A 20,086-nucleotide genomic window follows, 5' to 3' on the forward strand; every position below is an offset into this window, starting at 1 on the left:
CGCGGGCGCGGGTCGGGGTCCGGTCGGTGGCCGGTCGCCGGCCGGTTGGTGGCCGGTCGGTGACTGATCGGCGGCCGGTCGGGGGCCGTCGGCGGTCCGGACGGTCAGGGGCCGCCGGAGGCGTCCAGGTCGGCGAGCCGGTCGTGCAGCGACGCGAAGAGCGCCGCCGGCGCGGCGATCACCAGGTCCGGGCCGGCCGGCAGCCCGCCGAGCCCGGCCACCCGCAGCCCCGCCTCGCTCGCCACCAGGCCGCCGGCCGCCTGGTCCCAGGCGGCCAGCCCCTTCTCGTAGTAGGCGTCCACCCGCCCCTCGGCGGCCAGGCAGAGGTCCAGCGCGGCGGCGCCGAGCCGGCGGATGTCCCGCACGTGCGGGATCAGCTCGGCGATCACCCGGGCCTGGTGCGACCGACGCGCCGGGTCGTAGCCGAAGCCGGTGGCGACCAGCGCCTGCCCGAGGTCGGTCTCGGTCGAGCAGCGCAGCCGCTGTCCGTCCCGCCAGGCGCCGCCGCCGGCGGTGGCCGTCCACTCCTCACCGGTCATCAGGTTGCGTACCACCCCGGCGACCACCTCGCCGTCGACCTCGGCGGCCAGCGACACCGCGCAGTGCGGCAGTCCGTAGAGGTAGTTGACGGTGCCGTCGATCGGGTCGACGATCCAGCGCACCCCGCTGGCCGCGTCGCCGGCCTCGCCCCCGCCGTACTCCTCGCCGAGCACCGAGTCGTCCGGCCGGAGTTTGGCCAGGGCGTCGAGGACCTGCCGCTCGACCGCGCGGTCGGCGGCGGTGACCACGTCCGTGGCGGTGCTCTTGGTCGCGGCGACCGAGACCCCCTCGGCGCGCATCCGGTACGCGGTGGCCGCCGCGTCCCGCGCCACCTCGATCGCGATCTCCAACAGTTCCCGTGGCGCCGGTGCCGAACGAGTCATGGTTCGTCCCCTTCCCGCACGTTCGGGGACCCCCCGCATCGCGCGCGGTATCATCCTTACAAAGTCCACAACTGCGCCGAATCGGCGGTCCCCGCCGCCAGCACCCGTGCGCCGCAGGATGATCGCCGCAGACGGCGTTACAATTCACCCTGCCCACGCGCCACGGACCGCCGCCGGACGGCCGGCCCGGGACACGGGGGCCCCTCAACGACATCGCCCGGCACGGTTCGCCACGCTGCGCCGGACGACCCGGCCGTGCTCGCTCTTCGCCTCCGGAAGGTCATTCGTGACAGAACCCCGCCAGACCGGCGCCGACGTTCGCTCGCTCACCGACACTCTGATCGCCCACGCGCAGAGCGCCGGCGGTCAGTTGACGTCGGCTCAGCTCGCGCGCACCGTCGAGTCCGCTGAGGTGACCCCGGCCCAGGCCAAGAAGATCCTGCGGGCGCTCTCCGAGGCGGGGGTGACCGTGGTCGTGGACGGCTCGGCCAGCACCCGTCGCCGGGTGGCCGCCGCGCGGTCCGCCACCCCGGCGTCCCGGGCCACCACCGCCAAGACGACCAAGAAGGCCGCCGCGCCCGCCCCGAAGCAGGCGCCCGCCGCCGACGAGGCCCCGGCTCCCGCCCCGCGCAAGGCGACCGCCCGCAAGGCCACCACCACCGCGGGGGTGGCCGCCAAGGCCGCCGCCCCGGCCGCCAAGGCGACCAAGGCCACCCGGGCGACCAAGGCGACGGTGGCCGGCGCCGGCAAGGCCAAGGGTGAGGGCGCCGAGGGCGACATCGACCCCGAGGAGCTCGCGGCCACGATCGAGGACGTGGTGGTCGAGGAGCCGGCCGAGCTGGCCCAGGCGGCCGCGACCGACGCCGCCAACTCCGCCACCGACAACGACTTCGAGTGGGACGACGAGGAGTCCGAGGCGCTCAAGCAGGCGCGTCGCGACGCCGAGTTGACCGCGTCGGCCGACTCCGTCCGGGCGTACCTCAAGCAGATCGGCAAGGTGCCGCTGCTCAACGCGGAGCAGGAGGTGGAGCTCGCCAAGCGGATCGAGGCCGGGCTCTACGCCGCCGAGCGGCTGCGCGCGGCCGAGGAGGGCGAGGAGAAGCTCACCCGCGAGATGCAGCGGGACCTGGGCTGGATCTCCCGCGACGGCGAGCGCGCCAAGAACCACCTGCTGGAGGCCAACCTCCGGCTGGTCGTCTCGCTGGCCAAGCGCTACACCGGGCGCGGGATGGCCTTCCTCGACCTGATCCAGGAGGGCAACCTGGGTCTGATCCGCGCGGTCGAGAAGTTCGACTACACCAAGGGCTACAAGTTCTCCACCTACGCCACCTGGTGGATCCGGCAGGCGATCACCCGGGCCATGGCCGACCAGGCCCGCACCATCCGCATCCCGGTGCACATGGTCGAAGTGATCAACAAGCTCGGCCGGATCCAGCGCGAACTGCTCCAGGACCTGGGCCGCGAGCCCACCCCGGAGGAGCTCGCCAAGGAGATGGACATCACACCGGAGAAGGTGCTGGAGATCCAGCAGTACGCCCGGGAGCCCATCTCGCTGGACCAGACCATCGGCGACGAGGGCGACAGCCAGCTCGGTGACTTCATCGAGGACTCGGAGGCCGTGGTGGCGGTCGACGCGGTCTCCTTCTCCCTGCTCCAGGACCAGCTCCAGCAGGTCCTGCAGACGCTCTCCGAGCGTGAGGCGGGCGTGGTACGCCTGCGCTTCGGCCTCACCGACGGGCAGCCGCGCACCCTGGACGAGATCGGCCAGGTGTACGGCGTCACCCGGGAGCGGATCCGGCAGATCGAGTCCAAGACGATGTCGAAGCTGCGCCACCCGTCCCGTTCGCAGGTGCTACGGGATTACCTGGACTGACCCTTCACGTCAACCAGCCGTGTCGGTTTGATCACCAGCCGTAGAACACTCAAAGGTGATCGGTCGGTTGCCCGTTTGTGATCGTTGACGTGGCACCCTTGGTGCACGGCACACTGTCTCCCTGCCAGGTGTGACCTCGGTCGCCCGCGGGCACACAGGGAAGGCAGCGCCCCACCCGGGTGTTGCACGATGGGTGAGCAACGACCGAAGAGAGTGTTCATCGGTGACGACCAGAGGAGGAAGGCGATGACCCCGACCCTCACGCCGCCGCCCGAGACGGTGGCTCCCCCAGCCGCCGATGAACGGTGCGACCGCTGCAATGCTGCCGGCAAGCTCCGCATCACTCTGGCGGGTGGGAGCGAGCTGGTGTTCTGTGGGCACCACGCGAACAAGTACGCGGAGGATCTCGTGAAGATCACCGTGCGGTACGCGACGGACCCGGAGTTCAGCTGGCGTGGCGCCGATCTGATGGCGAACTGAATCCGCAACCGCATTCCGACGACATAGCCGACCGGAGGCGCCCCGAGGGGCTCCTCCGGTCGGCTTTTTTCGTCGGCCTTTTCGTCCCCCGCCCGACCCCCGCACCCCACGCCGCGCGCCCCGCCCCACGCCGCGCGCCCCGCCCCACGCCGCGCGCCCCCGGCCCCCGGCCCCCGGCCCCCGGCCCCCGGCAAGATCGCGCCCGATCCTGGATGTAGTGGTCTCAACCCGGCACGGATGCCACTACATCCAGGATCGGGCAGGATCTTGTGCTTCCGCACATCGCACTTCCGACGACACGGTGACCGTGCAGCATGATCCGGCCGCCCTCGCCCTGCTGGAGGCTGTCGAGGGGCCTCCCAGCGGCCTGCGGCGTTCCGGGACGGCGGCGGGCTCGCCGCCCCTCGGCACGTCCTCCGCCGTCAACGCGTCCGCCGCCCTCGACACGTCCGCCGCCCTCGACACGTGCGGCGCTCTCGGCACGTTCGGCGCTCCCGGCACGTCAGCTCAGCACTTGCGCCGCCCTCGACACGTTCGGCGCCGTCGAGCACCGCCGCCGCCGTCGAGCACCGCCGCCTGGGCCACGTCCACGGTCCCTGGCACGCCTGCCGAAGCACGTCCGCCCGGGACGTCCGGCGCCCTCGGCGCATTCCGGCGCTGGGTACCGCCGACCTGGTGGGTCAGAGCGTCTGGACGGTGGCGATGCGCTCTTCGAGCTGTTCGATGGTCGCCTGGGCGCTCGGCGGGCCGCCGCAGAGCCGGCGCAGCTCGGCGTGGATCTTGCCGTGCGGTTGGCCGGTGCGGTGGTGGCGGGCGGCCACCAGGGCGTTCAGCTGCCGCCGCAGCGCCACCCGGCGCTGGGCGGCGCTCATCGGTGCCGGCGGCGCGGTCGTGGCCGCAGCGGCCGGCTCAGCGGCCCGGGCGGCCGTCCGGCGGCGTTGGGCGGCGAGCTGCTCGGCCTGCCGCTTGGTGAGCAGCAGGGAGACCTGGTCGGCGGTGAGGAGACCGGGCAGGCCGAGGTATTCCTCCTCCTCGGGGGTGCCCGACTGGGCGGCGGTGCCGAAGGAGGTGCCGTCGAAGATGACCTGGTCCAGTTCGGCGGTGGCGGAGAGCGCGGTGAAGCGCTTCTCCAGTTCGCCGCTGGCCTGGTCGTCGCGCTGGGCGCGCTCCAACAGGTCGTCGTCGAAGCCCTCGCGGTCCTTCGGCTTGCCGAGCACGTGGTCCCGCTCGGCCTCCATCTCGCTGGCCAGCCCGAGCAGGTGCGGCACGCTGGGCACGAAGACCGAGGCGGTCTCCCCGGGGCGGCGGGCCCGCACGAAACGGCCGATCGCCTGGGCGAAGTAGAGCGGGGTGCTGGCGCTGGTGGCGTACACGCCGACCGCGAGGCGGGGGATGTCGACGCCCTCGGACACCATCCGGACCGCGACCAGCCAGCGCTGGTCGGAGGCCGCGAACGTCGCGATCCGGGCGGACGCGCCGACGTCGTCGGAGAGCACCACCGCGGCCTTCTCGCCGGTCACCTGCTCGATCAGCTTCGCATACGACCGGGCGTTCTGCTGGTCGCTGGCGATCACCAGCCCGCCCGCGTCGGTCATCCCGGCGTTGCGCAGCACGGTGAGCCGGGCGTCGGCGGCGCGCAGCACCTGCGGCATCCAGTCCCCGGCCGGGTCCAGCGCGGTACGCCAGGCCTGCGCGACGAGGTCCTGGGTCATCGGCTCGCCCAGCCGCGCCGCCAACTCGTCCCCGGCGTTGGTGCGCCACCGGGTCTCCCCCGAGTACGCCAGGAAGAGCACCGGCCGGACCACGCCGTCGCGCAGCGCGTCGGAGTAGCCGTAGACCGAGTCGGCGCGGGAGCGCAGCAGGCCGTCGCCGCCCCGCTCGTAGGTGACGAACGGGATGGGGTTGTCGTCGGAGCGGAACGGCGTGCCGGTGAGCATCAACCGGCGCACGGCGGGCTCGAAGGCCGCCTTGACCCCGTCACCCCAGGAACGGGAGTCGCCGGCGTGGTGGATCTCGTCGAGGATGACCAGCGTGCGCCGGGTCATGGTGCGCCGCCGGTGCACCTGCGGGGCCATGCCGACCTGCGCGTACGTCACGACGGCGCCGTGGAAGTCGGCGGAGGAGTGCAGGTCGGCGTTGCGGAACGCGGCGTCGAGCTGGATGCCGACCCGGGCCGCGGCGGCCGCCCACTGGTTCTTCAGGTGCTCGGTGGGGGCGACCACGGTGACCGCCTCGACGGTGCCGTCGGCGAGCAGCTCGGCGGCGATCCGCAGGGCGAAGGTGGTCTTGCCGGCGCCGGGGGTGGCGACCGCGGTGAAGTCCTCGCTGCGCCGGCGGAGGTACTCCACCAGCGCCTTGCGCTGCCAGGCGCGCAGGGGCGGGAACGTCTCGAGCGCCGGCGTTTGGGCTGCCACGCGAAGCTCCTCTCCGACCGCACGAAGGCGGACCCCGGCCGAGGGCCACGGGTACCGCCGCCCATGAAAACGCCTCCGCGCAGAGAATGCCGCGAAGGCCGACTCAGCATAACCAGCGGAGCCGCCGCGCCCCACTCGACGCCACGCTGGTCACATCCGCCGCCCCACCCGACCCCCTCTGCGGAGGAGGACCGCCCGTTTCGCGGCGTGTCGGGCCATCCCGGCACGGCGACACCGCGACACGCCGCAAAGGGGGCCAGGTACGGGTGGTGGGCGGTCAGGCTCGGGGGCCGCGCACCCCGGTCTTCGGGGGCCGCATCGTCGCCACCGGCGCGGACCAGCGCCGCCGCAGCGCCACCAGCCGGAGTACGAAGACCAGCACGGCCGCCGCGGTCAGGGGGCCCGTGCCGGCGTGCCCGGTGGCGTTGAGCAACGCCACCACCACCGCGCCGGTGAGCGCGGCGACCGCGTAGATCTCGCGCCGCAGCACGACGGGGATCTCCCCGGTGAGCAGGTCCCGACCGAGCCCGCCGCCGATGGCGGTGAGCATGCCGATCACGCAGGCGCCGACCGGTGGCACCTGGGCGTCCAGGGCCTTGAGCGTGCCGGTGACGGTGAACAGCGCCAGCCCGGCGGCGTCCAGCACCAGCACGGTGGTGCGGAGCCGGGCGAGCTGGGGATGCAGCCAGAAGACGGCGGCGGCGGTGACCGCGGCGGTGGTGGCGTACCGCCAGTCGGCGAAGGCCAGCGGGGGCACCTCGTCGATGACCAGGTCCCGGAAGATCCCACCGCCGAGCGCGGCCACGAAGCCGACGAAGACGACGCCGAAGAGGTCGAGCCGTTTGGCCACCGCCGCGGAGGCACCGGAGGCGGCGAAGACGGCCACTCCGGTCAGGTCGGCGAGGAGCAGGGCGGTCGAGGTGGTCACGCCCGGAAAGGTTACGGGGGCGGCCGGTCCGGCCGCCCGGGATCACTCGCGGTACGAGTCGTAGATCTCCTTGCACTTGGGGCAGACCGGCGAGCCGGGCTTGGCCGCCTTGGTCACCGGGAACGTCTCGCCGCAGAGCGCCACGACGTAGGTGCCCATGACGGCACTCTCGGCGATCTTCTCCTTGCGGACGTAGTGGAACATCTCGGGACCGGTGTCGGCGTCCTTCAGCTCGGGACGCTCGAGAACCTCTGTGCTCACGTGTACACCTCCAACTTTCCAGTCTGGCAGGTCGGCCGGGCCTGGTCCACCGCAGCCCAGCCCGACGGCGGCCCGTACGGTAACGGAGGTGACCAACTTTCACATCCGTCACGGCGCCGAGGTCGCCGCGGCCCTGCGCGACGGGCGACCCGTCGTCGCCCTGGAGAGCACCATCGTCTCGCACGGCCTGCCCCGGCCGGACAACCTGCGGGTGGCCCGCCGGATCGAACAGACGGTACGCGACGCGGGGGCCGTACCGGCCACGATCGGCATGGTCGGCGGCGAACTCGTGGTGGGCCTCGACGACGCCCAGCTGACCCGCCTCGCCACCGTCGACGGGGTGGCCAAGCTCTCCGTCCGCGACCTGGCCGTCGCGGCGGCGACCGGTGCGGACGGCGCCACCACCGTGGCCGCCACCAGCGCGGTGGCCGCGGCCACGGGGATCGGCGTCTTCGCCACCGGCGGACTGGGCGGGGTCCACCGGGAGGCGGCGCAGACCTTCGACGAGTCGGCGGACCTGGTGACCCTGGCCCGCACGCCGATCGCGGTGGTCTGCGCCGGGGTCAAGTCGATCCTCGACGTCGGGGCGACCCTCGAACGGCTGGAGACCCTCGGCGTCGCGGTGGTCGGCTACCGCACCCGCCGGTTCCCCGGCTTCTACCTCACCGACGCCGGCTTCGACCTGGACTGGTCGGTGGACTCCCCCGAGCAGGTCGCCGACGTGCTGGCCGCCCGACAGCGGCAGGGGGTGCACGGCGGCGGGCTGATCGTGGCCAACCCGCTCCCGGTCGACGAGCAGCTCGACCCGGCGTTGCACGACCGTACCCTCGCCGAGGGCCTGGCCCTGCTGGCCCGGGACGGGGTGACCGGCAAGGCGGTGACGCCGTTCCTGCTCGCCCACTTCCACTCGGCCACCGCGGGCGCCAGCCTGGCGGTGAACGTGCGGATCATCCTGCGCAACGCCGAGCTGGCGGCCCGGATCGCCGTCGCGGCGGCGAGCCGCACCGCGGCATGAGCCGGCCGCCACGGATCGTCGTCGTCGGCGACCTGATCACCGACGTCGTCGCGGTGCTGGCCGGGCCGCTCGCCACCGGCTCGGACACCCCGGCGGCCATCCAGGTGCGCGGCGGCGGCCAGGCGGCCAACACGGCGGCCTGGATCGCCGCCCAGGGACAGCCGGTGACGCTGGTGGGCGCGGTCGGCGACGACGGCGCCGCCGGCGACCGGGTGACCGAGCTGGAGCGCGCCGGGGTGCGGTGCGCGGTCGAGCGGCACGCGGGCGCCACCACCGGCACGGTGATCGTCCTGGCCACCGGGGCGGAGCGGACGATGGTGACCGAGCGGGGCGCCAACCTGCGGCTGACCGCGGCGCACGTCGAACGGGCCGTCGCGGCGGCGCCCGACGCGACCCACCTGCACCTGTCCGCGTACCCCCTGCTGGACGCCGCGTCGCGACCGGCCGGGCTGGCGGCGCTGGCCGCCGCCCGCGAGCGCGGCCTCACCACCAGCGTGGACGCCGCCTCCGCGGCGCCGCTGCGGCGGGTCGGCGCGGCGGCCTTCCTGTCCTGGGTACGCGACGTCGACCTGCTGCTGGTCAACTCCGACGAGGCGGCCGTGCTGGCCGGCGGGCTGGACCCGGCGGCGCAGGCGCGGGCCCTGTCGGTCACGGCCCGCGCGGTGGTGGTGAAGCGCGGCGAGGCCGGCGCGGTGTGGGTCGACCGGAACGCCACGGTCGGCGTCGCCCCGCAGCGGCGGGTGGCGGTGGTGGACGTCACCGGCGCCGGGGACGCCTTCGCCGCCGGCCTGCTCACCGCCTGGGTCGGCGGGGCCGAACCCCGGGCGGCGCTGCGCCGCGCGGGCGACCTCGGCGCGCTGGCCGTCTCCACGGTCGGCGCCCGGCCGGCGCCCTGAGCCGACCGCCCTCGCGATCCCGGGCCCCCCTGAGACCGGCGGTGCGGGTCGCGGGGGCGGATCAGGGTTCGACGTCGATGACCTTGTGGGGGCGCTCCTCGGCGGTGAGGCTCATCGGGGGCGTCTGGTCGCGGTGGTTGGCCTGGAACCTCCCGGCCAGCCGGTGCTGCTCCTTGGGCGGGCGGTCGTTGGCCAGCAGCACCGCCAGCCACGGGATGAGGATCATCCCCAGCGCGACCATCGGGAGCCAGAGCCAGAGCAGCGGTGCCTCGACGATGACCAGGATCGCACCGACGATCACGCAGGCCACCCGGACGCCCATCATCAGCACGTAGCGCTTCTGCCGGCTGGTGAGCTGATCGTCCTGACTGCGCGAGGCGTCGGTGATCAGGATCGGCTGGTACGCCTGACGCTTCACCACGGACCTCCTCAAGGGGTACGACCCATCCTGTCACCCGCCGGCCGTGATCAGCGAAAATCGACGCATCGGATTGCCGTGTTACGCGCGTGGTACGCTCCGCGCGTGGGCAGCCGGTTCAGCTTCACCGCCGAGGCGTTGGACAACCTGCGGGTCTACGACGTCACGCCCGGGGAAGTCTGGGAGGCCCTGCACAGCACCCGCCGGGTGATCCGGCACCTGGGTGACGACGTGATGGTCGTCTACGCGGTGAGCCGGCACGGCCGACGGCTGGCCGTGCTGCTCGCTGAGGGCGACGGTACCGACAACGACTGGGACATCCTCTCCGCACGCGAACTGAGCGACGTCGAGGCCAAGCGCTACGACGAGGCGGTGCGGAGATCTCGCCGACGAGGAGGCGGTCACGATGGACCGTAACGACGCCACCAAGCGGTTCCACGGCGACGACGCGCTCGCCGAGCTGATCGACGACAGCCAGCCGGTGGAGCTGCCCACCCCCGACACCGACGTGCCGATGGTCAGCCGCTCGGTCCGGCTGCCGCTGGAGACGTACGAACGGGTCCGGGCGGCGGCCGAGGCGCGCGGCATCGGCGTCACGACGCTGATGCGGCAGTGGATCGAGGCCGGCCTGGCCGACCTGGACGACTCGGCCACCGTCTCCCTGGCCGACGTGCGGCGGGCGCTGGCCTCGCTCTCCCGCCCCACCGCCGCCTGAGCCGGCCGGGCCGCTACAGCGGCGTCGCCGGCTGCTCCGGCGGGCGCCCCCGAGCCCGGACGGCGTCGGCGACGGCGATCCCGGACAGCACCAGGACGCTCAGCGCGAGCGCGCCGACCGCGGGCAGGTGGAGCGCCACCGGGGCCAGTGCCACCAGCAGCACCACCCCGATCACCCGGCTCCGGGAGACCCGCCCGAAGATCTCGTACTCGAAGCGGGCCCGGGCGCCCAGGAACAGCGCCGGACCGGCCAGGACGAAGACCAGCCAACCCGGCGCCGTCCGCCCGTGCGGGTGGGTGATGACCAGTTCGTAGCCGACCCCGGTCAGCAGCACGCCGGCCACGATGACCAGATGCGTCCAGCTCGCCGACTCGGCGAGCAGGCCCGGCGAGCGGGCCACCCGGACCGCCTCGGTCAGCACGTGCCCGGCCCGGTGGAAGTAGATCCGCCAGAGCAGCACGGTGGTGACGAACGACAGCGCGAAGGCGAGCCCGCCCGCCGGGGGGAAGTCGCCGGAGCTGTAGGTCACGCCGATGACCAGGATCGCCTCCCCGAGCGCGATCAGGAAGAACTGCTGGTACCGCTCGGCCAGGTGCTCCCCGGTCACCGCCCAGCCCGAGGTCCGGGCCGCGCCGCGCCCGGGCACCGGCCAGCCGAGCGCCAGGCCGGCGTAGTCCCAGGCGAGGGCGAGGGTCCAGAGCACCGCCCGGGCCGACGGCAGCACCGCGCCGGCGAGCCAGGCCACCGCCGAGATCGCCGACCAGCACAGCAACCGCAGGGTGACCGCCCGGCGCGGATGCCGGCCCAGGAGCAGGGTGATGAGGAGCGGACGGCCGACCTGGATCGCCACGTACCCCAGCGCGAACGCCAGGGCCCGCTCGTCGAACGCCCGGGGCAGCGCCACGGCCATCACCAGGGCGGCGAACATGGCGACGACCACCACGAACTGGATTCCGCCCGACTCCGGCTCGTAGATGCTGGTCGCCCACGCGGTCAACGACCAGATCATCCAGAGCGCGAGGAAGAGCACCACCGTCTCGGCCGCCTGGCGGAGCAGGTCCGGGCGGTGCGCCGAGATGTCGTCGATCAGCCGCTGCGAGACCCGGGTGAGCGCGAAGACGAAGACCAGGTCGAAGAAGAGTTCCAGGAAGCTGGCCCGGGGGGAACTCATCCCGCCGCGCAGCAGCGTCGCGCCCCGCTCGTCCGTCATGGCCCACCCGTCGCCGCCGTCGCGGACTCAACGAGCGGGCCCGGCGGCCGGTTGCGTCAGCCCTTGGCGGCCTTCGCCGCCGCCTTGGCCGCCTGCTTCGCCTCGCGGACGCGGCGCAGCGACTCCGGGTCGGTGATGTCGGCCACCGACCGGTACGCGTCCGGCTCGCCGTAGCCGCCGGCGGCCTCCCGCCAGCCGTCCGGGCGCACGTCGTACCGCTTGCCGAGCAGGGCGACGAAGATCTGCGCCTTCTGCTTGCCGAAGCCGGGCAGCTCGCCGACCCGGCGCAGCAGTTCCCGGCCGTCGGTCACGTCGGCCCAGAGCCCGGCGGCGTCGCCGTCGTACCGCTCGACCAGCGCCCGGCACACCTCCTGCACCCGGCCCGCCATCGCCTTGGGGAAGCGGTGCAGCGCCGGCGGCCGGGCGAAGATCTCGACCAGCGCCTCCGGGTCGTACTCCGCCAGCTCCCGCGCGTCCGGCTCGTGCCCCAGCCGCTGGGCCAGCACGTACGGCGAGGAGAACGCCTTCTCCATCGGGATCTGCTGGTCGAGGACCATGCCGACGAGCAGGGCCAGCGGGCTGCGCTCCAGCAGCCGGTTGGCCTCGGGGTCGATGGGGAGCGAGAGCGTCATGGGCACCATCCTGCCCGGCGGTCGGGGCCGGGCGGAGTCGACTCCCCGGTCATCGGCCCGGAAAACGCCGCTGAGGTTAGGCTGTGCTAACTTCGGGGCGTCGGCGGAGGGCCCGCCGACCGATGAGAAGGAGTCGCCGTGCCCCTCCCCGCCCGCCGGTCACTCGCGGCCGTCACCGCCGCCGGCCTGCTCTCCCTCGGCCTGGTCGCCTGCGGCTCCGGCGAGGACGACGCCGCGGATCCGGGCAAGCCCGGCGACAAGACCATCACCGTCTACAGCGGCCGGAACGAGGCCCTGGTCAAGCCGCTGATCGACAAGTTCAGCCAGCAGAGCGGCATCACCGTGAAGACCCGGTACGCCACCACCGCCCAGCTCGCCGCCCAACTGGTCGAGGAGGGCGGCAAGTCGCCCGCCGACGCCTTCTTCGCCCAGGACGCCGGCGCGCTCGGCGCGGTCGCCAAGCGGGACATGTTCGCCCCGCTGCCCGCCGCGAACCTGGAGAAGGTGCCGCAGACCTATCGCGCCCGCAGCGGCCAGTGGGTCGGCGTCAGCGCCCGCGCCCGGGTGCTCGCCTACAACGCCGACGCGGTGCCCGCCGCCGAGCTGCCGAAGTCCGTCTTCGAGCTGACCGACCCGAAGTGGAAGGGCAAGCTCGGCGTCGCCCCGACCAACGCCTCCTTCCAGGCGTTCGTCACCGCGATCCGGGTCCAGCACGGCGACCAGAAGGCCAAGGACTTCCTCGCCGGGCTCAAGGCCAACGAGCCGCAGATCCGCGACAACAACGTCAAGATCGTCGAGGACGTGGACCGCGGCGCCATCCCGGTCGGCCTGGTCAACCACTACTACGTCGGCGAGGTGGCCAAGGAGAAGGGCACCACCCCCGACGGGCTCAAGGTGAAGCTGCACTTCTTCCCCGGCGGCGACACCGGGGCCCTGGTCAACGTCGCCGGCGTGGGCGTGCTGAAGCGCTCCGCCGAGGACCCGGACACCCGGGCCTTCGTCGACTACCTGCTCGGCGCGGACGCGCAGCGGTACTTCGCCGAGCAGACCTTCGAGTACCCGGTGGTGGCCGGGGTGCCCGCGCCGGCCGGCGTACCGCCGCTGGCCGACCTGGACACCCCGGAGATCGACCTCAACGACCTCGACACGCTCGACGTCACGATCGGCCTGATCAAGGACTCGGGGCTCGTACCCTGACCGCACCGACCACCACCTCCGGCGCAGGGCCGGCCCGCACCGGGCCGGCCCGTTTCGGCGTACCGGGGTCGTGGCGCCGGCTGGCGCCCCGCCCGGCGCTGCTCGCGGCCTCGACCGCCGCGGTCGCCGTCGCCCTGATCCCGCTGGTCTACCTGACCGTCCGCACCGCCGAGGCGGGCGCCGAACGGATCGCCGCGGAGCTGTGGACCGAGCGGGTCGGGCTGCTGGCGCTGCGCAGCCTCGGGCTGGCCGCCGTGGTCACCGCCGCCTGCGTGGTGCTCGGCGTCGGCGCCGCCTGGCTGGTCACCCGCACCGACCTGCCCGGGCGGCGGGCGCTGGCGGTGCTCGCCGCGCTGCCCCTGGCCGTGCCCACCTACATCGCCGCGTTCGCCTGGGTCTCCACCGTCGACCGGCTGGAGGGGTTCTGGCCGGCGGCGCTGGTGCTCACGCTCTGCTCGTACCCGTACGTCTTCCTGCCGGTCGCGGCGGCGCTGCGCGGCGCGGACCCGGCGCAGGAGGAGGTCTCCCGCTCGCTGGGCCGGGGCGGCTGGCGCACCTTCACCGACGTCACCCTGCGCCAAATCCGGCCGGCCACCGCCGCCGGGGCGCTGCTGGTCGCGCTCTACGTGCTGGCCGACTTCGGGGCGGTGTCGATCCTGCGCGCCGACACCTTCACCCGGGCCATCTTCGTCGCCTTCGACCTGGGCTTCGACCGCACCGGCGCGCTGGTGCTCTCCAGCGTGCTGGTGGTGTTGACGGTGCTGCTGCTGGCCGGGGAGACCGCCACCCGGCGACGCGGCGCGCGGTACGCCCGGCTGGGCGGGGCCCGCCGGCCGGCCGCCCGGCTGCGGCTCGGCGCGGCCCGCTGGCCGGCCCTCGCCGCGCTGCTCGGGGTGGCCGCGCTCGCGCTCGGCGTGCCGGCGGTGAGCCTGGCCCGCCGGCTGGTCGACGGGGTGTCCCGGCCCGGCGCGCTGGCCGAGGTGGCCACCGCGGCGGGCAACTCGCTCTGGCTCTCGCTGGCCGGCGCGGCGCTGACCATGCTGCTGGCGCTGCCGCTGGGGCTGCTCACGGCGCGGGCGCCCGGCCCGCTCGCCACCGTGCTGGACCGGCTGGCCTACCTGGCCCACGCCCTGCCCGGCGTGGTCGTCGGGCTCTCCCTGATCTTCTTCGGCATCACCGTGGCGTACCCGCTGTACCAGAGCACCTGGCTGCTGGCGCTCGCCTACGCCACGCTCTTCCTGCCGCTGGCCGTCGGCGCGGTGGCCGGCGCGGCGGGCCAGGCCCCGCCCGGCCTGGAGGAGGTGGCCCGCTCGCTGGGCCACGGCCCGCTGGCCGTGCTGCGCACGATCACCCTGCCGCTGACCCTGCCCGGCATCGGCGCGGGCGCCGCGCTGGTGTTCCTCACCGGCATGAAGGAACTCCCCGCCACCCTGCTGCTCCGGCCGACCGGCACCGACACCCTGGCCACCGAGTTGTGGACGGCCACCTCGGTCGGGGCGTACGCGGCCGCGGCCCCGTACGCCGCCCTGCTGGTGGTCATCTCGGCGCTGCCCACCTGGTGGCTGGTCGCGCGGGGCGGCCTGCTCGACAAGGAGGACCGATGAGCGAGGTCGTGCTGACCGGGGTCGTCAAGCGGTACGGCCCGGTGACCGCGCTGGACGGGGTGGACCTGATCGTCCCGGCCGGCGCGCTGACCGCCGTGCTCGGCCCGTCCGGCTGCGGCAAGACCACCCTGCTGCGCTGCCTCGCCGGCTTCGAACGCCTCGACGCCGGGGAGATCCGGGTCGACGGCCGGGCGGTCGCCGGGCCGGGCCGGCACCTGCCGGCGCACCGCCGGCGGATCGCCGTGGTGCCGCAGGAGGGCGCCCTCTTCCCGCACCTGACCGTCGCCGGCAACATCGCCTACGGCCTGGACCGCGCCGACCGCCGTGGTGACCGGGTGGACGAGGTGCTCACCCTGGTCGGGCTGGCCGGGTACGGCGACCGGATGCCGCACCAGCTCTCCGGCGGCCAGCAGCAGCGGGTGGCGGTGGCCCGGGCCCTGGCTCCCCGCCCGTCGCTGGTGCTGCTGGACGAGCCGTTCAGCGCCCTCGACGCCGGGCTGCGCGCCGGGCTGCGGCACGACATCCGGGAGGCGCTGCGCGCCGACGGGGCGACCGCGGTGCTGGTCACCCACGACCAGGGCGAGGCGCTGTCGGTGGCGGACCGGGTGGTGGTGCTCCGGTCCGGGCAGGTGGTGCAGGCCGCCACGCCGACCACGCTCTACCGCGAGCCGGCCGACCCGTGGGTGGCCGGTTTCGTCGGCGACGCCGTCCTGCTGCCGGCGGTGGCGGCGGACGGCGCCGCCCGCACTCCCCTGGGCACCCTGCGGATCGACGGCGCCCCGGCCGACGGCCCGGTGACCGTGCTGGTCCGCCCGGAACAGCTGCGGCTCGCTCCCGTGTCGGGCGCCGACCCGGTCACCGGGACGGTGCTGCGGCACGACTTCCACGGCCACGACGCACTGGTCGCCCTCCGACTGGCCGACGGCACCCGGGTCACCGCCCGGGTGTGGGACGAGGCCGAGCCGGTGCCGGTCGGCGCCGAGGTGGCGGTCCACGTCGACGGTCCGGCCCGGGCCTGGCCCGCCGCGCCCACTCCGGTCGGCGCGTCGGCACTCCCGGTCGGCTGACCCAGACCTGCCGCGACACGCGCCCGACGACCGACGACGCGCGGCCCGGTGGGCTGGTGCCCACCGGGCCGCGCCCGGACGGTGTCGTCAGTTGACGACGAAGAGCAGCCGGTTCGGGGAGCCGGTGCCCGGGTTGGTCACCTTGCCCGGGGTGGCGTTGGCGGTGAGGTAGCTGGCCACCTGCGCCGGGGTGTAGGACGGGTTGGCCGACAGCACGAGGGCGGCGGCGCCGGCCACGTGCGGCGAGGCCATCGAGGTGCCGCTGATGGTGTTGCTGGCGGTGTCGGACGTGCGCCAGGCCGACAGGATGCTCGAGCCGGGGGCGAAGATGTCCACGCAGGAGCCATAGTTGGAGTAGGACGCGCGGGCGTCGCTGCTGGTGGTGGCGCCGACGGTGATCGCGGCGGCGGCCCGGGCCGGCGAGTAGGAGCAGGCGTTGGCGCTGGAGTTGCCGGCCGCCACCGCGTACGTGATCCCGGAGTTGACCGAGTTGGTCACCGCGTTGTCGATGGCGCTGCTGGCGCCGCCGCCGAGGCTCATGTTGGCCACCGCCGGCTTGACCGCGTTGGCGGTCACCCAGTTGATGCCGTTCACCACGCCGGTGGTGCTGCCGCTGCCGGAGCAGTTGAGCACCTTCACCGCGATCAGGCGTACGCCCTTGGCCACCCCGTACCTGGTGCCGCCCACGGTGCCGGCGACGTGGGTGCCGTGGCCGTTGCAGTCGGTGTTGTTGCTGTCCACGGTGTTGGTGCCCCAGCTGGCCCGGCCGCCGAAGTCGGTGTGGGTGGTCCGGATGCCGGTGTCGATGATGTACGCCCGGACGTTCGTGGCCGTGTTCGGGTAGGTGTAGCTGGAGTTCAGCGGCAGGTTGCGCTGGTCGATCCGGTCCAGGCCCCACGGCGGGTTCGACTGGGTGCCCTGGACGGTGAGCACCCGGTCCTGCTCGACGTACGCCACCGCCGGGTCGGCGGCGAGGCGGCGGGCCTGGCCGGCGGACATCTTCGCGCTGAAGCCGGTGAGCGCGGCGCTGTAGACGTCGGCGACGCTGCCGCCGTAACGGCGGGCCAGGTCGGCGGCGCGGGCGGGCACGGCGGTGCGGGCGGCGGAGCTGTTCGCGGTGCCGACGGCGTCGGCCTTCAGCACGACCAGGTAGCTGCCGGTGATCGCGCCGGGGGCGGACGCGCCGCGGATCTCGCCGGCGGGGGCGGCGAGGGCGGGGGTGGTCACGGCGGCGGAGAGGGCCGCCGCGGCGGCGACGACGCCGAACGCGCGGATCACGCGGCGACGGGGAACGGGCACAGCTGACATCGTCAGTCTCCCTACCGGTGCGTCCGGCGGGGCTCGTGGCCCCGGGAGGCACCATCGACGGCTGTTGGGGGAGATGCTAGCCACGCATAGAGCCACATGAAAGAGATGTGGATCGATAGATTGAGGTGACGCGCCGATGTCGCGGGTGCCGGCCGTTCCGGTCCCGACGGCAGGCAGGATGGCCACGTGGACCGACATGACATGCTGCTCTCCCCCGCCGGCGTCGAGGCGCTGCGCACCGCGCTGACCCGGGCGGACTTCACCTCGAACGGGATCGCCGCCCGGCTCGGCCCGCAGGCCACCGGCGGGGCGGCCCGCAACGACTTCCGGGCCGCGCTGCGCGCCACCGAGGAGCGCGACCCGCTCGCCACCCTGATCCGGGTCTTCATCTGCGACCAGACCGAGCCGGAGGCGGCGGTGGCCGCCGCGCTCGCCCCGCTCGACCTCGCCGAGGCGCTCGCCGGCGGGATCGTCGAGCGGCACGGCGACGGCCTGCGCGCCGGGGTGGACCTGGAGCCGTACGGCGACGACTGGTGGGTGCTGGCCGACGTGCCGGCCAGCGCCCGTCCCGGCCGGCCGCTGCACAGCGAGCACGTGCTCGGCATCGGCGGAGCCTCCCAGACGCTGCTCGGCGCCACCGTCCGCCGGCCGGTGGAGACCGCGCTGGACCTGGGCACCGGCTCCGGCATCCAGGCCCTGCACCTGTCCACCCACGCCCGGACGGTCACCGCCACCGACGTCTCCGAGCGGGCGCTGCGCTTCGCGGCCACCACCGCCGCCCTGAATGGGCAGGACTGGGAGCTGCTCCGCGGCGACCTGGTCACCCCCGTCGCCGGACGCCGTTTCGACCTGGTGGTGAGCAATCCGCCGTTCGTGGTCGGCCCTGGCACCACCACCCACGTCTACCGGGACTCCGGGCGGGTCGGCGACGCGATCGGGTCCGAGCTGGCCGCCGCCGCGCCGGGCCTGCTCACCGAGGGCGGCACCATGCAGTACCTGGCGAACTGGGTGCACGTCGCCGGCGAGGAGTGGGGCGAGCGGGTGGCCGGCTGGTTCGCCGGCACCGGGCTGGACGCCTGGGTGATCCAGCGCGAGGTGGCGGACCCGATGGCGTACGTCAACCTCTGGCTCACCGACGTCGGGGAGGCGGCCGACCCGCACCGGATGGCGGCCTGGCTGGACTGGTTCGACGCGCACAAGGTGGAGGCGATCGGCTTCGGCATCGTCTCGCTGCGCCGTGCCGGGCACGCCGACCCGGTGGTCCGGGTGGAGGACCTGCGCCAGCGGGTCGAGCCGCCGCTGGGCGACCAGGTCGCCGCCTGGTTCGACCGCCAGGACTTCCTCCGGGTACGCGACACCGACGCGCTGCTGGCCGAGCGCTACCGGGCGGCGGCGGGGCTCCAGCTGCGGCAGGAGGCCACCATGGGCGACGAGGGCTGGGCGGTGGACCGGCAGGTCCTCGCCATGCCGCACGGGCTGCGCTGGACCGAGGAGATCGACCCGCTGGTGCTGGCCCTGGTCGGGGGCTGCGACGGGCGACTGCCCCTGCGCGACCAGCTCACCCTGCTCGCCGCCGCGCACGACGTGGCGCCGGAGGAGCTGGCCGAGGCGGCCGGGCCGATCGTGTCCCACCTGGTCGAGCGCGGCATCATCGAACCGGTGACGGCATGACGACGGCGGGGCCGCGCCGGGACGGCGTCCGGGTGGCCGGCTGATGCGGGCGGTGGTGCAGACGGTCGGCCGGGCCAGCGTCACGGTCGACGGCGAGGTGGTCGGCGAGATCACCGACGGCCTGCTGGTGCTGCTCGGGGTGACGCACACCGACACGACGCAGGTGGCGGAGACGATGGCCCGCAAGATCCATGAGCTGCGCATCCTGGACGACGAGCGCAGCGCCGCCGACACGGGGGCCCCGGTCCTGGTGGTCAGCCAGTTCACCCTCTACGGCGACGCGCGCCGGGGCAGACGCCCCAGCTGGACCGCGGCCGCCCCCGCCGAGGTGGCGGAGCCCCTGGTGACGGCGGTGGTCGAGGCCCTCCGTGCCCGGGGCGCGAAGGTCGAGACCGGCCGCTTCCGCGCGCACATGCTCGTCGAGAGCGTCAACACCGGCCCCCGCACCCTCCTCCTGGACCTCTGACCCCACCCGGGTGATCATGAAGTTGGCGGCACTCAGGGAGATCGAACCCGCCGCCAACTTCATGATCGACGAGAAAGGTGCGGGTGGGGGTCAGGAGAAGAGGCCACGGCGGTGGAGGGACTGGCGCAGCCAGGTGTCGAGCTGGGCGGCCCAGTCGGTGCGGTCCATGGTGGCGTGGTCGACGGTGAAGCGGCCGAAGGCGTCCCGACCCTCGGTGAAGATGCCGCCGCGCTTGTCCATCTCCAGCACCACCTGGGTCTGCCCCGGGTCGGAGATGAAGGTGACCTCCAGCTGGTTGATCGCGCGCGCGTACTGCGGCGCCGGATGGAACTCGATCTCCTGGTAGAACGGCAGGCTCTGCCGTACCCCGTAGATGTGTCCCCGTTCGACGTCGGCCCGGGCGAACCGGAAGCCCAGCCGCAGCAGCGCCTCCAGCAGCCGCTCCTGGGCGGGCAGCGGATGCACCGACACCGCGTCCAGGTCGCCCTTGTCCACCGCCCGGGCCACCTCCAGCTCGGTACGCAGACCCATCGTCATCCCGTGCAGCCGCTGGCCGTACAGGTCGGTCAGCGGGGTCTCCCAGGGCACGTCGAAACGGAACGGGATGTCCTGCCGCTGCCCCGGCTCCAACCGGAACGCGCCGGTCACCTGCCGGCGGCCGAACTCCTGGGTGGTGTCGTAGTCGGCGTCGCCGCTCTCCACCTCCACCCGGGTGACCAGGCCGAGCGCCACGTAGGACACCTCCACCGCGTGGTCCCCGCCGGCCACCTGGATCCGGCCCTCCAGCTGGCCGCCCGGGCGGCAGTTCGGGTTGGCCAGCACCGTGTCCACCGACGGGCCGCCGACCCCCATCGCCTGCATCAGCCGCTTGAAGACCACCGTGTCCTCCGTTGCCTCGACGCCGGCCGAAGTGGCCGGCCGCTGGCACCGTAACCGGGCCCGGCAAGCGACGGGGCGACGAACACGGGATCGGATTCCTGTCGGGTCCCCGATCGCCTCACTCCCGTT

The 20,086-nt window shown here is 74.2% G+C and carries 20 protein-coding genes; 11 read left to right on the plus strand and 9 right to left on the minus strand.

All coding sequences use genetic code 11. The features are described from left to right. Positions 1-104 precede the first annotated feature (104 nt). Positions 105-923 (minus strand): inositol monophosphatase family protein, encoded by an 819-nt coding sequence (locus tag AC5L3Z_RS18520; protein ID WP_494843617.1) that lies wholly within the window; start codon positions 921-923, stop codon positions 105-107. A 286-nt stretch (positions 924-1,209) separates the two neighbouring features. On the opposite strand from AC5L3Z_RS18520, the gene AC5L3Z_RS18525 reads away from it, so the two are divergent. Both AC5L3Z_RS18525 and AC5L3Z_RS18530 read left to right on the plus strand, forming a co-directional pair. Continuing rightward, complete coding sequence (locus AC5L3Z_RS18525; protein ID WP_494843619.1) at positions 1,210-2,796, plus strand: RNA polymerase sigma factor; 1,587 nt, start codon at positions 1,210-1,212, stop codon at positions 2,794-2,796. Positions 2,797-3,042: 246 nt separating this feature from the next. Beyond that, positions 3,043-3,276 (plus strand): DUF7455 domain-containing protein, encoded by a 234-nt coding sequence (locus tag AC5L3Z_RS18530; protein WP_036374862.1) that lies wholly within the window; start codon positions 3,043-3,045, stop codon positions 3,274-3,276. Positions 3,277-3,956: 680 nt separating this feature from the next. Here the strand turns inward: AC5L3Z_RS18530 and AC5L3Z_RS18535 are convergent. The 3 genes from AC5L3Z_RS18535 to AC5L3Z_RS18545 form a co-directional block, all read right to left on the minus strand. Then, positions 3,957-5,690 carry a DEAD/DEAH box helicase gene (locus AC5L3Z_RS18535; RefSeq protein WP_494843621.1) on the minus strand — a complete coding sequence of 578 codons (1,734 nt, stop codon included), beginning with the start codon at positions 5,688-5,690 and terminating at the stop codon, positions 3,957-3,959. 277 nt (positions 5,691-5,967) lie between these two features. Beyond that, entirely contained in the window at positions 5,968-6,618 is a 651-nt protein-coding gene (locus AC5L3Z_RS18540; protein ID WP_494843623.1) for a trimeric intracellular cation channel family protein, read from the minus strand. A 42-nt stretch (positions 6,619-6,660) separates the two neighbouring features. Beyond that, positions 6,661-6,879 carry a DUF3039 domain-containing protein gene (locus tag AC5L3Z_RS18545; RefSeq protein WP_088946800.1) on the minus strand — a complete coding sequence of 73 codons (219 nt, stop codon included), beginning with the start codon at positions 6,877-6,879 and terminating at the stop codon, positions 6,661-6,663. Between the two features lie 88 nt (positions 6,880-6,967). Between AC5L3Z_RS18545 and AC5L3Z_RS18550 the strand changes: the two genes are divergently transcribed. Both AC5L3Z_RS18550 and AC5L3Z_RS18555 read left to right on the plus strand, forming a co-directional pair. Further along, complete coding sequence (locus AC5L3Z_RS18550) at positions 6,968-7,894, plus strand: pseudouridine-5'-phosphate glycosidase (protein WP_494843625.1); 927 nt, start codon at positions 6,968-6,970, stop codon at positions 7,892-7,894. Continuing rightward, positions 7,891-8,790 (plus strand): carbohydrate kinase family protein, encoded by a 900-nt coding sequence (locus tag AC5L3Z_RS18555; protein WP_494843627.1) that lies wholly within the window; start codon positions 7,891-7,893, stop codon positions 8,788-8,790. Before AC5L3Z_RS18550 ends, AC5L3Z_RS18555 begins: the two co-directional genes overlap by 4 nt. Positions 8,791-8,851: 61 nt before the next feature. Here the strand turns inward: AC5L3Z_RS18555 and AC5L3Z_RS18560 are convergent, their stop codons facing one another. Beyond that, complete coding sequence (locus AC5L3Z_RS18560; RefSeq protein ID WP_494843629.1) at positions 8,852-9,208, minus strand: DUF3099 domain-containing protein; 357 nt, start codon at positions 9,206-9,208, stop codon at positions 8,852-8,854. Between the two features lie 105 nt (positions 9,209-9,313). On the opposite strand from AC5L3Z_RS18560, the gene AC5L3Z_RS18565 reads away from it, so the two are divergent. Beyond that, positions 9,314-9,625 carry a hypothetical protein gene (locus tag AC5L3Z_RS18565; protein ID WP_334527038.1) on the plus strand — a complete coding sequence of 104 codons (312 nt, stop codon included), beginning with the start codon at positions 9,314-9,316 and terminating at the stop codon, positions 9,623-9,625. Beyond that, positions 9,615-9,923, plus strand: a complete 309-nt coding sequence (locus AC5L3Z_RS18570) for a hypothetical protein (protein WP_334527040.1) — start codon at positions 9,615-9,617, stop codon at positions 9,921-9,923. Before AC5L3Z_RS18565 ends, AC5L3Z_RS18570 begins: the two co-directional genes overlap by 11 nt. A 13-nt stretch (positions 9,924-9,936) precedes the next feature. Here the strand turns inward: AC5L3Z_RS18570 and AC5L3Z_RS18575 are convergent, their stop codons facing one another. Together AC5L3Z_RS18575 and AC5L3Z_RS18580 are read right to left on the minus strand one after the other, a co-directional pair. Further along, a complete protein-coding gene (locus AC5L3Z_RS18575) occupies positions 9,937-11,133 on the minus strand; it encodes a low temperature requirement protein A (protein WP_494843632.1) in 1,197 nt (398 codons plus the stop codon). Positions 11,134-11,189: 56 nt separating this feature from the next. After that, positions 11,190-11,774, minus strand: coding sequence for an HhH-GPD-type base excision DNA repair protein (locus tag AC5L3Z_RS18580; RefSeq protein WP_494843634.1), 585 nt, complete (start codon positions 11,772-11,774; stop codon positions 11,190-11,192). A gap of 129 nt (positions 11,775-11,903) precedes the next feature. Between AC5L3Z_RS18580 and AC5L3Z_RS18585 the strand changes: the two genes are divergently transcribed. The 3 genes from AC5L3Z_RS18585 (at position 11,904) to AC5L3Z_RS18595 (ending at position 15,633) form a co-directional block, all read left to right on the plus strand. Next, complete coding sequence (locus AC5L3Z_RS18585; RefSeq protein WP_494843636.1) at positions 11,904-12,962, plus strand: iron ABC transporter substrate-binding protein; 1,059 nt, start codon at positions 11,904-11,906, stop codon at positions 12,960-12,962. An 80-nt stretch (positions 12,963-13,042) separates the two neighbouring features. After that, positions 13,043-14,566, plus strand: coding sequence for an ABC transporter permease (locus AC5L3Z_RS18590; RefSeq protein ID WP_494843735.1), 1,524 nt, complete (start codon positions 13,043-13,045; stop codon positions 14,564-14,566). After that, complete coding sequence (locus AC5L3Z_RS18595) at positions 14,563-15,633, plus strand: ABC transporter ATP-binding protein (protein ID WP_494843638.1); 1,071 nt, start codon at positions 14,563-14,565, stop codon at positions 15,631-15,633. Before AC5L3Z_RS18590 ends, AC5L3Z_RS18595 begins: the two co-directional genes overlap by 4 nt. Before the next feature lie 87 nt (positions 15,634-15,720). Here AC5L3Z_RS18595 and AC5L3Z_RS18600 read toward each other — a convergent pair whose 3' ends face one another. After that, entirely contained in the window at positions 15,721-16,941 is a 1,221-nt protein-coding gene (locus tag AC5L3Z_RS18600; RefSeq protein ID WP_494843640.1) for a S8 family peptidase, read from the minus strand. A gap of 186 nt (positions 16,942-17,127) precedes the next feature. Between AC5L3Z_RS18600 and AC5L3Z_RS18605 the strand changes: the two genes are divergently transcribed. Together AC5L3Z_RS18605 and dtd are read left to right on the plus strand one after the other, a co-directional pair. After that, positions 17,128-18,612 carry a DUF7782 domain-containing protein gene (locus AC5L3Z_RS18605; RefSeq protein ID WP_494843642.1) on the plus strand — a complete coding sequence of 495 codons (1,485 nt, stop codon included), beginning with the start codon at positions 17,128-17,130 and terminating at the stop codon, positions 18,610-18,612. Between the two features lie 43 nt (positions 18,613-18,655). Then, the gene (gene dtd, locus AC5L3Z_RS18610) at positions 18,656-19,078 is read left to right on the plus strand and encodes a D-aminoacyl-tRNA deacylase (protein ID WP_494843644.1); all 423 of its coding nucleotides are present in this window, start codon (positions 18,656-18,658) and stop codon (positions 19,076-19,078) included. A gap of 90 nt (positions 19,079-19,168) precedes the next feature. Here the strand turns inward: dtd and AC5L3Z_RS18615 are convergent, their stop codons facing one another. Continuing rightward, positions 19,169-19,957 carry a sporulation protein gene (locus tag AC5L3Z_RS18615; protein WP_494843646.1) on the minus strand — a complete coding sequence of 263 codons (789 nt, stop codon included), beginning with the start codon at positions 19,955-19,957 and terminating at the stop codon, positions 19,169-19,171. Positions 19,958-20,086 lie beyond the last annotated feature (129 nt).

Source organism: Micromonospora sp. LZ37, assembly GCF_059359015.1.